The organism is Pantoea leporis, from assembly GCF_028048155.1.
In the GTDB taxonomy this organism is placed as follows: Bacteria; Pseudomonadota; Gammaproteobacteria; order Enterobacterales; family Enterobacteriaceae; genus Pantoea; species Pantoea leporis.
In genome coordinates, this window is the sequence record NZ_JALMEU010000006.1 from 44,472 (window position 1) to 57,709 (window position 13,238).

The 13,238-nt window shown below is 54.0% G+C and carries 11 protein-coding genes; 3 read left to right on the plus strand and 8 right to left on the minus strand.

The genetic code is table 11. The annotated features are described in order from the left end of the window. Positions 1–16: 16 nt before the first annotated feature. Complete coding sequence (locus MWH02_RS16020; protein ID WP_271461008.1) at positions 17–3,118, plus strand: Ig-like domain-containing protein; 3,102 nt, start codon at positions 17–19, stop codon at positions 3,116–3,118. A gap of 84 nt (positions 3,119–3,202) precedes the next feature. Here MWH02_RS16020 and MWH02_RS16025 read toward each other — a convergent pair whose 3' ends face one another. Both MWH02_RS16025 and MWH02_RS16030 read right to left on the minus strand, forming a co-directional pair. Then, a complete protein-coding gene (locus MWH02_RS16025; protein ID WP_008103384.1) occupies positions 3,203–3,511 on the minus strand; it encodes a putative quinol monooxygenase in 309 nt (102 codons plus the stop codon). 31 nt (positions 3,512–3,542) lie between these two features. Continuing rightward, a complete protein-coding gene (locus tag MWH02_RS16030; RefSeq protein ID WP_008103382.1) occupies positions 3,543–4,121 on the minus strand; it encodes an NAD(P)H-dependent oxidoreductase in 579 nt (192 codons plus the stop codon). 163 nt (positions 4,122–4,284) lie between these two features. Between MWH02_RS16030 and MWH02_RS16035 the strand changes: the two genes are divergently transcribed. Continuing rightward, on the plus strand, positions 4,285–5,049 hold the full coding sequence (locus MWH02_RS16035; protein ID WP_217549706.1) for a transporter substrate-binding domain-containing protein: 765 nt from the start codon (positions 4,285–4,287) through the stop codon (positions 5,047–5,049). 138 nt (positions 5,050–5,187) lie between these two features. Here MWH02_RS16035 and MWH02_RS16040 read toward each other — a convergent pair whose 3' ends face one another. From MWH02_RS16040 to MWH02_RS16065, 6 genes are all read right to left on the minus strand, one after another. Then, on the minus strand, positions 5,188–6,051 hold the full coding sequence (locus MWH02_RS16040; RefSeq protein WP_271461009.1) for a ketose-bisphosphate aldolase: 864 nt from the start codon (positions 6,049–6,051) through the stop codon (positions 5,188–5,190). 128 nt (positions 6,052–6,179) lie between these two features. Further along, positions 6,180–7,031 (minus strand): class II fructose-bisphosphate aldolase, encoded by an 852-nt coding sequence (locus MWH02_RS16045; protein WP_271461010.1) that lies wholly within the window; start codon positions 7,029–7,031, stop codon positions 6,180–6,182. 9 nt (positions 7,032–7,040) lie between these two features. Beyond that, complete coding sequence (locus MWH02_RS16050) at positions 7,041–8,132, minus strand: PTS fructose transporter subunit IIC (protein WP_101763008.1); 1,092 nt, start codon at positions 8,130–8,132, stop codon at positions 7,041–7,043. An 11-nt stretch (positions 8,133–8,143) separates the two neighbouring features. Continuing rightward, positions 8,144–8,458, minus strand: coding sequence for a PTS fructose transporter subunit IIB (locus MWH02_RS16055; protein WP_101763009.1), 315 nt, complete (start codon positions 8,456–8,458; stop codon positions 8,144–8,146). 24 nt (positions 8,459–8,482) lie between these two features. Further along, on the minus strand, positions 8,483–8,953 hold the full coding sequence (locus MWH02_RS16060; RefSeq protein ID WP_061720482.1) for a PTS sugar transporter subunit IIA: 471 nt from the start codon (positions 8,951–8,953) through the stop codon (positions 8,483–8,485). 17 nt (positions 8,954–8,970) lie between these two features. Next, positions 8,971–10,533: a BglG family transcription antiterminator gene (locus MWH02_RS16065; RefSeq protein WP_101763010.1), complete on the minus strand. Its 1,563-nt coding sequence runs from the start codon at positions 10,531–10,533 to the stop codon at positions 8,971–8,973. Positions 10,534–10,940: 407 nt separating this feature from the next. Here MWH02_RS16065 and parC point away from each other — a divergent pair, with 407 nt between their 5' ends. Further along, positions 10,941–13,211: a DNA topoisomerase IV subunit A gene (gene parC / locus MWH02_RS16070; protein WP_137386541.1), complete on the plus strand. Its 2,271-nt coding sequence runs from the start codon at positions 10,941–10,943 to the stop codon at positions 13,209–13,211. The last annotated feature ends 27 nt before the right edge of the window (positions 13,212–13,238 follow it).

Below are 13,238 nucleotides of genomic sequence, written 5' to 3' on the forward strand. Positions count from 1 at the left end.
TAATGAAATTAAAGAAATGAAAATCAGTACTATTACCGACAGAAATTTTGGTTGGAAAGATATACAAGTCGATCTCAAAGATGCCGGTGGTCGTGTTGAAATTCTTATTGATGGTGTGGTTTACAAAGCACCTATCGATGAAAATGGTAAGTGGTCTTTCACACCGCCAGCGGGCTGGGACGAAGGCTTACATACCGTGCAGTTGATCACCATCGATAAAGCGGGTAACCGCTCACCAGCAAATTCAAATTCCTATATTGTTAATCTGGATACCCAAGCCCCAGAAGCGCCGGAAATCTGGCGTGTGGTAGACAACACTGGCAGCAATAAAGGTAATTTGAACCCGGGCGAAATCACCGATGAACACAAACCTGTCATTTCAGGTGTTGCGGAGCCAAACTCGATCGTTTACCTGTATGACAACGGCGGAAAAGATCCGATTGCGTCAGTCAAAACCAATAGCATGGGTGCATGGACCATCACTCCAGAATTGGCTGATGGCGAACATAGCCTGACCGTAGTGGCAAAAGATGCCGGCAAACATGAAAGCCCAGCCTCTGAGCCATTCGTGGTCGTGGTTGAAGCGGGTGCGGTGGTGAAAGCCGAAGGCCCAACTACTGAGTTGCAGCAATCCGAAGAGCCAGTAGTTGGCACGCAAGATTTCGGCACATTCAAAAATGGCTGGGAGGCGTATACCAAAAAGAACTACATTGAGCAATCCGGTACAGGTGAAGCGAATGCGGAAATTCAAATTACCTTGAACAATGAAGTGTATGTCATTCGTGCAAATGATAAAGGTGAATGGAAATTCAAATCTGATGAGTTGCCAGATGGCACCTATTTCTATCAGCATCGCGTTCGTGACACCGCTCATAACTGGGGTGCTCCAACTCAAGTCATTCTGCATGTTGAAGCCGAAGCACCTGAAGCGCCGCAAATCCTGCGCGTCATTGACGATGAAGGGAATGTTGACCACTTAACTTCGGGTCAATACACCGACGATAAAAACCCAACGCTGTCTGGCGTGGCTAAACCAGGCTCGCTGGTCTTCATTTACGGTGCGGATTCAGCACCGATCGGCAGCGTGACAGCAGGTGGCGATGGTCGTTGGACCTTCACACCGGAACTGACCACGGATGACACCTATATCTTCAACGTGGCGTATCAGGATCGCTACGGTCGTATGAGTCCGAAATCAGACAACTTCATCCTGAAACTGGATGCTACTGCACCTGAAGCGCCTTCACTGGAAGGTGTTTACGATGACGTAGGCCGCGTAACCGGTGAGCTGAAATCAGGCGACACCACTGACGACACCACCCTATCGCTGTCGGGTAAAGCGGATGCCGGCTCCATTGTACGTATCTGGGATGGCGAAAAAGTAGTTGCAACCGTTATTGCCAACTCACGTGGTGAATGGGTTTACGAACTGGATGTCGCCGAGGGCAAACATGCACTGCGCGTAGATTCCGTCTCCAAAGGTGGTGCTGCTTCTGCTCCATCAGAAGAGTTCATTGTGATTGTTGATACCCAAACGCTGCCTCCGGCACAGATCGAAGAGATCGTCGCCAACAATGGTGCAGAAGAGCGTCCGCTGGTGAGCGGTGATGCAACCAACGATGACACCCCAGTGCTGCGCGGTTCAGGTGAAGAGGGTGAAATTGTTTATGTTTACGATAAAGACAAAGTCATTGGTTCAGCTACCGTAGGCAAAGATGGCAAATGGGAAATCGAGCTTGATCCACTTGAAGAAGGTTCGCATGAGCTGAAGATCAAAATCGAAGATCCAAAAACCGGCAAAAGTTCAGACTTCTCAGATCCGGTCACCATCGTGGTGGATTTGACCGCACCTGAAAAACCGGTTGCTCCGGGCATTATCGATAACACCGGTGATGAGCAGGGCATCATCCAGCCAGGCACGCCAACCGACGAAACCCAGCCGGAGTTCACCGGTGGCGGTGCTACGCCGGGCGACGTTGTGGAAATCATCATCATTGATAAAGACGGAAAAGAGCAGGTCATTGGTAGCGGCGTAGTCGACGAGAAAGGTGATTGGACCGTCACCCCAACCGATCCAATCGGTGATGGTGAGTACGACGTGGTGGTTGAAATTACCGATCCGGCGGGCAACACCTCCGATCGTTCCGATCCAATTGAACTGATTATCGATACCAAAATGCCGGGCGAAATCAAGGACTTTGAATTGTGGGATGACGTAGGTGTCATCACCGGTCAGATCCTCGATGGCGGCGTTACTGATGATAAATCGCCAACCGTGCGCGGTACCGGTGAAAACGGCTCTAAAGTCATTATCTATGATGGCGATAAGCAGATCGGTTCAGCAACCGTGGTTGATGGGAAATGGAGTTTTGATCTGCCTGCTCTGACGGAAGGTGCGCACAATATCCGCGTTCAACCTGTCAGCGCTTCTGGTGTGAAAGGCCCGATCAATGACGGCATCAACTTTGATGTGGATCTGACTGCGCCACAGGCTGGTACTTACACCGGTGGTACGTTCGTTGACGTTGATGGCTACACCCGTCCGATTGTTCCTGATATCAACGGTCAGGTCATGAAGCTGAACGGTACCGGTAAAGAAAATGGCGCCGTGGTAGTGGTCTATGGCGATGCAGCGCGTACCGAAATCATCGGCAGCGCGGTGGTGACCAACGGCAAATGGACACTGGATACCAAAGAACTGGCTGAAGGTAGCTACCATATCTCCTTCGGTTACCGTGACGCGGCGGGTAATGAAGTGGCCGGTGAAGAATCGTTCGATGTGAACGTCGACGTTACACCACCAGAGCCTATCGATCCAGGCGACCTGTTCCCAGACTCATTCAACGAAGCGCTGATGAGCATGTCACTGTCGGATATTCTGTCCATGAGCGATGACTCGTTATTCATCGACAACGGTAAAACGCAGTTGATGATTTCGGATTCTGCGCAGGAAGTGACCTTGCAAGACATCCTGCCGGAAGGTGAAGACGTGAATAACTGGAGCCAGGCAAATGGCACCGTAACCGTGGCAGGCGTTGAATATAACGTTTACCAGAACAACGGTGGCGATGCTGAAGTGATGGTTCCACAGCACCTGCTGCAGGAACAACAGCACTAATTTCTGATTAGCTGTTAAACAAAAGCCCCGATCGTAAGACCGGGGCTTTTTTATGCACGATATGTAACAACACAGTAAATTGACTTACTTAGCCGCTTCCAGCACCAGGATCTTCACATCGACCACTTCATCTTTAATCAACGCGCGATGCGCATCCATGTGTGGCATCTGCTGATGCTGCTCCAGATGACGCAGTGATTCCCATAGCTCCAGCATGAAAATGGAATCGGGTGAATTCTGTTTCCACGGCACTTGCGCCTGATGATCAACTAATGCGTCATATTGATGGCAGCCATCTTCTTCCAGCACGGTAGGAATCAGCTGATTAATCGCATCCAAAACCACCTGGCGACGGCCCGGTTTGACACAAATCTCTGCAACGACGGTTAACATAGTGCTTCCTCTTTTCCCTGGGTGCTTACAGTTAAGCAAAGATCTGGCTGAGATGAGTCCGATAACGTTCGATATCGCGCGGTACGTCCGGCATTTTAATCACGTCGTTACAGATAAAGGTCGGCAAACCTTCCATACCGAGGAACTGGTTGGCCTTGTGGAAGTGCAGATACAAACCGTCCACGCCCACGCCTTCAAAGAATTGCTCAGGATCGTTAAAGGCTTCCAGCGGAGCGTTCCAGGTCAATGACAGCATGTATTTCTTACCCTGAATCAGGCCGCCGGAGCCGTATTTTTTACCGGCATCGCTGCGTGTGCGGCCATCGCTGGCATACAGTGAACCGTGACCTTCGGTGAAGACATCATCGATATACTTTTTTACTGTCCACGGCTCGCCCATCCACCAGCCTGGCATTTGATAAATCACCACATCGCTGTCGAGGTACTTCTGCACTTCTTCTGCCACGTTGTAATCGCTGTCGGCAATCGTTACCTGTACCTGATGACCAAGATCGCGCAACTGGCTGGCTGCGACGTCAGTTAAGGTATGGTTCAGTTCGCCTTTCGAATGGGCGAAGGTTTTGCCACCATCGATAATTAAAAAGTTCATGTAATCCGCTCCGTTTCTCATTGATGCCGCACACTCTACGCGCGCGCAGCAGCGAGAAAAATGCGTGATCGATCACAACACTTTTGCTAATAAAGCAATAATACGCAGGGTTATGAAACAATCCGTGAGCAAACCAACATCAACTCCCATAAAAGAAGAAAACATGAAAACCGCGATACTGAGTGTATTACTTATGGTGACGGGCGCTGCTCAGGCGCAATCCCACCTCGATGACATCCGCGCAAGCAAAACCTTAAAAGTCTGTACCACCGGTGATTACAAGCCATATAGCTATTTGCGCAGCGATGGCCAATACGAAGGATTGGATATCAGCATGGCGCAATCGCTGGCGGCAAGTCTGGGCGCAAAAGTGCAGTGGGTGCCAACCACATGGAAAACCCTGAGCGATGATTTTGTGGCCAAGCAGTGTGATATCGCATTGGGCGGCGTATCAGTCACCCTCAAGCGTCAGCAGATCGCCTGGTTTGCTCAGCCGCTCGGTGTCGATGGAAAAATTCCACTGGTGCGCTGTGCTGATAAAGCGAAATATCAGACGGTTGAACAGATTAACAAGGCGAGCGTGCGCGTGATCGAACCGGCGGGCGGCACCAACGAAGCCTTCGTGCACAGCCATCTGCCACAGGCAACGCTGCAGCTGGCTGACAATGTGGGGATTTTCCAGCAGTTGGTGGATAACAAAGCGGACGTAATGATCACCGATGCGTCTGAAGCGCTGTTCCAGCAGCAGCATTATCCCGCGCTGTGCGCCATCAATCCGGACAAACCGATGCAGTACGGCGAGAAGGCCTACATGATCCCGCGCGATGATATGAGCTGGAAGTTGTATGTCGATCAGTGGCTGCATCTCAGCACCGCCACCGGCGAATACGCGCAGATTGCTAAACAATGGTTGGGTGCGACTAAATAACAAAAGAGCGCGATAAATCGCGCCGCTACAAATATGTGCGCGTGGCTGATTACCATACTTAATATCTGCACATACCGTAGCGGTGCAATTTATTGCGCATTGCCGAGCACGTTGAAGATGCCAGGCTTACTACTTAACTCAGCGATACAAACTCGCCTTACCCAACCCGCCAAACAGATTCATTTTGTAGCGAATGACTTCCTTCGCCGCCGCAATGGCATCGGGATAAATCACATTCGGATCCCACCAGGTTTCGCGTGCCAGAATCTCGCGCAGCTTAGCGAAATAGGCGAACTTCATGTCGCTGGAAATATTGATTTTGCCCACGCCCAGCGTCACCGCTTCCGCGATCTCGGCATCCGGATTTGCTGAACCGCCGTGCAGCACCAGCGGAATAGTGGTGCGCTGCGCAATGTCTCTGAGGATATGCATCTGCAGCTCAGGCTTCATATCTTTCGGGTAGATGCCGTGCGCGGTGCCAATCGCTACCGCCAGCGTATCTACACCGGTGCGCTGCACGAAATCCTCTGCCTGCGCCGGTTCGGTGTAGATCACTTTACTCACGCCGCCTTCCACTGAAGTGCCGGTATCGCCGATGGTGCCGAGTTCACCTTCCACCGAAACGCCCACCGCATGCGCCAGTTTCACCACTTCTTTGGTCAGCGCCACGTTCTCTTCATAAGGCAGCAATGAACCATCGATCATCACTGAGGTAAAGCCGCATTGAATAGCGCGCAGCACCTGAGCAATGGACGCACCGTGATCGAGGTGGATGGTGAATGGCACATTGCTTTTCAACGTGCGCTCGCGCACATAGCCAAAGAACTCATCAGTGACAAATTCCAGCTCGCTTGGATGGATGGAAATGATCGCCGGCGTATGGGTAGCTTCAGCTTCTTCAATTACCGCGCGGATAAAGCAGCTGTCGGCCACGTTAAAAGCGCCAATCGCGTAGCGGTGTTCACGAGTCGGTGCCAACATCTCTTTCATTGAAATCAACATGTTAATATTTCCTCAGCGTGATGTTTACCGGAGCCGACGCATGCGCCGACCCGATAGTGGATATGAATGTGAAATTGATAATGCGACCTTGTGTCGCCATTCATGGCGAACACCAACCAACCTGATGACTAAACCTTGCCCGCCGATCCCGACCAGCTTAGGTACTCCGCCACCACTTCGCGGCAGGCGGACTCCATCAGCCCAAGCACATCGGCTAACTCAGCGTGAGGATGCTGCTTCAAGGCCTGTTCCACCGCCATTTTTCCGGCATCAAACACCGCCGCGCCGACGTTGATCTTAGCAACGCCAAACTCACTAACGCGGCGAATATCCTCAGCGGGCGTGCCCGATCCGCCGTGCAGCGCCAGCGGTCGCGAAGAAACCGCCTGCAACTCCTGCAAGCGCTGAAAGTCGATCTTTGGCTTCACACCCGCCGGATAAAGCCCGTGCGCGGTGCCAACCGAGATCGCCAGCAGGTCGATATCGGTCTGTTCGATAAACGGCAGCACATCGGCCACCTGCGTCATCTTCACTGAGGCATCAGCCAGTTCGTAGGTTGGCGCATCGGCGATATGTCCTAGCTCGCCCTCGACGCACACGCCGGCGGTATGCGCCATCTTCACCACGGCGGCGGTCTGGCGAATGTTCTCGGCGAGCGGTTCAGAAGAGGCATCGATCATCAAGCCGGTAAAACCGGCGCGAAACGCCTGACCAATCAGCGGGAACGCTTTGCCGTGATCGAGTGCCAGCGCCAGCGGCACGCTGGCGGTCTCGGCCAGCGCACGCACTAACGGCACCGCGACAGCAGGCGAGAAGTGCGCGCTGTGTCCCTGATAAACGTTGAGGATCAGCGGAGCACGCTGCTGCTCGGCGGCCTGAATGGCGGCGCGCGCGGTTTCAAGGTTGAAACAGTTGATCGCTAACACCGCATAGCGCTGTTGGGCGGCGGCCTGAATCAGGTCGTTCATCATGGCAAACATGGTGGCTCCTTATTCCAGAGTGAATTTGATCTCTTCATCGCGGACGCCGGGGGCTTCCACGTCATCGAACTCTTCATCCGCCTGCGTCACCGGCTTTTTCAGTACCGACAGCATCACGCCGCACACCGTGGTGCCGATGCCGAGTGCCAAACAGAACAGCCAGGGTTTGGTGAACAGCGGCACCACAAACATGCCGCCGTGCGGCACCGGTGCGCCGACGCCCCACACCATAATCAGCCCACCGGCGATGGCGGAGGCCACCACGCAGCTGCCGACCACGCGGAACAGGTCGCGCGCTGCAATTGGAATCACGCCTTCGGTAATCATGCAGATGCCCATCGGGAAGGCGGCTTTTAGCGCCTCTTTTTCCGCTTTGGTATATTTGTTGCGGCTCAGCAGATAAGAGAGCGTGATGCCGAACGGCGGAATCATTGAGCCGACAAACTTCACCGCTTCCGGTCCGTAAATGCCATCAACCAGCATACCGTCGGCGAACAGCGACATGGTTTTATTCACCGGACCGCCGAAGTCGAAGGTGGCCATCGCGCCGAGGATCGCGCCCATCACAAATTTCGAACCGCCTTGCATCGACTCCAGCAGGGCAATCAGCGCCTTCTGCAGCCAGACAATCGGCTGGCCGATGAAGGTCATCATCAGCAGCCCGGCGATAATGGTGCTCAGCACCGGCAGCACCATAATCGGCATCAAGCCCTGCATCGATTTCGGCAACTTAATGGTGCGGCGCAGCAGCAGCACGGTGTAACCGACCAGGAAGCCACCGAAGATGCCGCCGATAAAGCCGGTGCCGATCTGCCCGCAGATAAAACCGACGATCAGGCCAGGCGCGAAGCCGGGACGATCGGCAATCGAGTAAGCAATCGCCGCGCTGATCAACGGCACAATCAGCCCCATGCCCCAACCGCCGATCTGATTCAACATCCACGCGAGGGTGCCGGTCTGTTTACCGACATCCGGCCCGCCGATCACCTGGCCGAGCGCGATGCAGATCCCGGCGGCGACGATCAGCGGGATCATCCACGAGATCCCGGTAAGCAAATGCCCTTTGATCTCCTGGCCGTACTGACGTTTGTTGTCACTCATGATGGATCTCCTCAGGCGCGCGCCAGTGAATCCGCCACTTTTTCGAGGAATTTCACCGGTGATTTGATCACTACTTCGGTTTTCACTCGCACAATGGGTTTGCCCTGAAAGCGCTCCTCGCCTTTGATCTTCACGTCAACGGCGAGGATCACCACGTCCGCAGCGGCGATATCTTGCTGCGTCAGCGCCGTTTCGGTGCCGATGGTGCCCTGAGTTTCAACGTGGATGGTGTGGCCCAGCGCGTGGGCCCCTTTAATCAGTTTTTCGCGCGCAATGTAGGTATGCGCGATGCCTGCCGTGCAGGCCGCTACACAGACGATATTCATGTGTCACCTCAGAGAGTTAGGGTGTTAACAGAGGTCGGTTTCGGCGTACTGACTAAACAGCCGGATGATATTGCTGGCATCGTTTTCCACCAGCAGTTGGGCTATCACCTCATCATCGGCCAGCGCACTGGCCACCTGCGACAACAGGCGAATATGGGTGGTGTTCTGATCTTCCAGTCGCACCGCGAACAGGATGATGCAGCGCACCTGGCTGCCATCGAGCGTTTCCCACGGAATGTCGTGTTGGGTGCGGCCGATGGCGAGCGTGGTTTGTTTCACCGCGGCGGATTTACCGTGCGGGATGGCGATATGATTTTCGAAGCCGGTGGAACCTTCAGCTTCCCGCAGCCAGACGTCTTCAATAAAGGCAGCGCGGTCGCTGATGGCGCCGTCGTGGTAGAGCAAATCGGTGAGCTCATGAATCGCTTGCTCTTTGGTGGTGGCGGTCAGCGCCAGGTTAACGCGGCGTGGCGTCAGAATGCGCGAAATATCCATGTTCAATCCTCATTCAATTAATGTTCAGCCAAAGCGCAGGAGGCGCCGTCGGGCAGCTGGCTGCCAATCATGGCGTCAGTCACCCGCCGAATATCGTCATCGTTAAAAAAGGCGCTGACATACACCGCCGGAACCGCTCCGGCGTTGAGGTGAATAGTGGTAATCACCAAATCCACCGTTTCTCGCTGGCAAAACTCCGCGTGATTGCTGGCGGAAACCACGCCGACAATCTCCCAATCCGGGAAGGCGCGCAGAATGCGACTCTTCAAAAGATGCGAGGTTCCCACGCCGCTGGAGCACACCACCAGAATGCGTTTGTGGGCGATTTGTCGCTCCAGCGCTGCCTGGAAATGCACGCACAGATAACCTATTTCGTCATCCGCCACCGATGAAAGTCCCTGGCTGCGCGCGGTTAATTGCATCGCCTGTTGCGTTAATGAAAATATTTCCTTCATCTCCTGCTGAATATCCTCCAGCAGCGGATTACGAATATGAATATGATATTTGAGTCGATTTAATAATGGCTTTATATGAACTAATAACCCTTCAAATAATAATCGGTCCTGCGCTAAGTCCTGCTGAATAAATGACGCGAAGCGATCGATTAATTCACAGGTTATTTTCACTGATTCAGCGGTGGAAAATTGATTATGCAGCGGGGCATTATCGCCACGCTCTTCTACCACAATGCCGGACGAGACAATATATTGATAAATAAAACCCACTTCATCGGCTGGCAATGCGCAGCACATGCGCTGTTCAATCTGCACCACCATATTTTGGGCAATCTTCAGAATGCGCTGGTCGAGATCCTGCGCGCTGGTCAGGGTTTCCAGCGCCAGCGCGTTACCTTGCGCCATGCGATGCATCATGATCAGAATATGGGTGCAGAGATTGAGGTACCACGCATCGCCCAACGGATAACTCAGCTGCTGCTCCATCTGCTGCAGCAGCGCCTGCACAAAAGCCACATCCTCGTCGCCAAAATAGTGCACCAGCGCTTGCTGGCTACCGGGATCGAGGCGTGGTAGCAGCGGCGTGCCAGCGACGTTCTGCTGCATCACATCATTAATTAGCGACACCATCGCCTGGCGCAGCGTCTGCTCATTGCCTTCGATGTGGGTGCCGCCGGGGCCGCGCTGCAGCACCAAACCCAGCGGCTGCAGCCACTCTTCGATCACCTTCAGGTCATTCACGATCGACGCATGACTAATAAAGTAGCGTTCCGACAATTTACTGATTGAAGTTGCGCGTGGCGCATCGCTCAGCAGCTGCGAGGCAATCTTCACCCGTCGGCTGTTGTGGCTCAGCGCATCCGAACTGCTTTCGTCGCCGTTAAGCTGCTGCTCCAGTTGCAGACGCTGCTGCAGATCGTCTACCCGCAGACGTATGCCGCGTCCCGGCATTTTTTCCAGCTGCAGCGACCAGTCGCGAAGCCAACTCTCCAGCCATTGCAAATCACGCTGGATGGTTTTCTCCGACACGCCAAGCTGTAAAGCTAATTCTTTTGTCGGCTGCGGTGCGGCATGATGCAGCAGCAATTTTACTAATCGGTGTTGTCGCGAAGTCAGTATTTGCATTCGTTCACCCTTATTTTGGCAAAACGTTTATGGCTAATTGGTGGTTATATTTATTCCATGCCAGAAATCAGACGCGCAAAAATGTGGGGCTTGTGGAGTATGAATTTAGGAGAGTAATCACTAAGCAACAATACTAAATGTTGTCCCGGCTTGCGGACACCATTAATACGCTAAATGCCTCGCGATATTAATTGCGAAGTTGCTCACAGATTATTGCCGATATTCACTGTGACATGGCTCCCATTCCGTTTTAATTTTCCAACCAATATCACGCTATTTAATGCAAGACGATTCTGTTTGCTGAACGGGCTTCTCTGTGACTAAACCGCACGAATAAGGTAATATCCTCGCCAAATGACCGCCGGATGTCCCGCCGTTGCGGGCCACGAAGTGAGGATGCGAGCTGAATGAGCGAATTGACGCAGGATGGTGCAGAGCGTCTTGCCCTGCACACGTTTACCGAAAACGCGTACCTGAACTACTCCATGTACGTGATCATGGACCGCGCGCTGCCGTACATCGGCGATGGCCTCAAGCCAGTGCAGCGCCGTATTGTGTATGCCATGTCGGAATTGGGTCTCAATTCCAATGCCAAATTCAAAAAATCGGCGCGTACCGTTGGTGACGTGCTGGGTAAATACCATCCGCACGGCGACAGCGCCTGTTATGAAGCGATGGTGTTGATGGCGCAGCCGTTCTCCTACCGTTATCCGCTGGTGGATGGTCAGGGAAACTGGGGTGCGCCGGACGATCCGAAATCCTTCGCCGCGATGCGTTACACCGAATCGCGCCTGTCTAAATACGCTGAAATCCTGCTGGGTGAACTCGGTCAGGGCACGTCCGATTACATTCCGAACTTCGACGGCACCCTGCAGGAGCCGAAGATGTTGCCCGCGCGTCTGCCCAACATTCTGCTCAACGGCACCACCGGCATCGCCGTGGGGATGGCGACCGACATTCCGCCGCATAACCTGCGCGAAGTAGCGGAAGCAGCGGTCAAGCTGATCGACAACCCGAAAACCACGCTGAATGAGCTGCTGGATATTGTGCAAGGTCCGGATTACCCGACCGAAGCGGAGATCATCACGCCACGCAGCGAAATCCGTAAAATCTATCAAAGCGGACGCGGTTCGATTCGTCAGCGTGCGGTGTGGAAAAAAGAAGATGGCGATGTGGTGATCACCGCGTTGCCGCATCAGGTGTCGGGCGCACGCGTGCTGGAGCAGATCGCTAACCAGATGCGCAATAAAAAGCTGCCGATGGTGGAAGATCTGCGTGATGAGTCCAACCACGAAAACCCGACGCGTTTAGTGATTGTGCCGCGCTCCAATCGCGTGGATCTCGAGCAAGTGATGAATCACCTGTTTGCCACCACCGATCTGGAAAAAAGCTACCGCGTTAACCTTAATATGATCGGACTGGATAACCGTCCGGCGGTGAAAAACCTGCTGGAAATCCTCTCTGAATGGCTGGTGTATCGCCGCGATACCGTAACGCGCCGCCTCAACTATCGTTTAGATCGCGTGCTGCGTCGCCTGCATATTCTTGAAGGTATGCTGGTGGCGTTCCTCAATATTGATGAAGTGATCCACATCATCCGTACCGAGGATGAGCCGAAGCCGGTGCTGATGTCGCGTTTTGACATCAGCGAAACCCAGGCCGAAGCGATTCTCGAACTGAAACTGCGCCATCTCGCCAAACTGGAAGAGATGAAGATTCGCGGCGAGCAGGCGGATTTGGAAAAAGAGCGCGATCAGCTGCAGGCGATTCTGGCGTCCGAGCGCAAGATGAGCAATCTGCTGAAGAAAGAGCTGCTGGCCGATAGCCAAACCTACGGCGACGATCGTCGTTCGCCGCTGCACGAGCGCGAAGAAGCCAAAGCGCTGAGCGAAACCGAGCTGGTGAGCGCTGAGCCGGTAACCATCGTGCTGTCGCAGATGGGCTGGGTGCGCAGCGCCAAAGGCCACGATATCGATCCGGCGGGCTTAAGCTACAAAGCGGGCGACAGCTATCTGGCCGCCGCACGCGGCAAGAGCAATCAGCCGGTGGCCTTTATCGACTCCACCGGACGCAGCTACACGCTGGATCCGACCTCATTGCCGTCCGCGCGCGGACAGGGCGAGCCGCTCACCGGCAAACTGACGCCACCGCCGGGCGCGGTGATTGAGCAGGTGCTGATGGAGCCCGACGATCAGAAGCTGTTGATGGCCTCTGACGCCGGTTACGGTTTCATCTGTACCTTTGCCGATCTGGTGTCGCGCAACCGTGCCGGTAAAGCGCTGCTGACGCTGCCGGAAAACGCCAAAGTGATGACGCCAATGGCGGTACATTCGGGCGATGATATGCTGCTGGCAATTACCCAGGCCGGACGCATGTTGATGTTCCCGGTTGGCGATCTGCCGCAGATGTCGAAAGGCAAAGGCAACAAGATCATTTCGATTCCTGCAGCGGAAGCCGCGGCGGGCACCGACAAACTACAATGGTTGCTGATTCTGCCGCCGGGCGCGTCAATCACCGTATATGTCGGTAAACGTAAGCTGATCATGCGTGATGAAGATCTGCAGAAAGTGCGTGCCGAGCGCGGTCGTCGCGGCAGCGTGGCGCGTGGCCTGCAACGCATCGATAGCGTAGAAGTGAATGCACCAGCGCGTCCGAAAGCCGACGCGAGTGAAGAGTAACGCTGTAATTCAGGCGATGGAATGCCC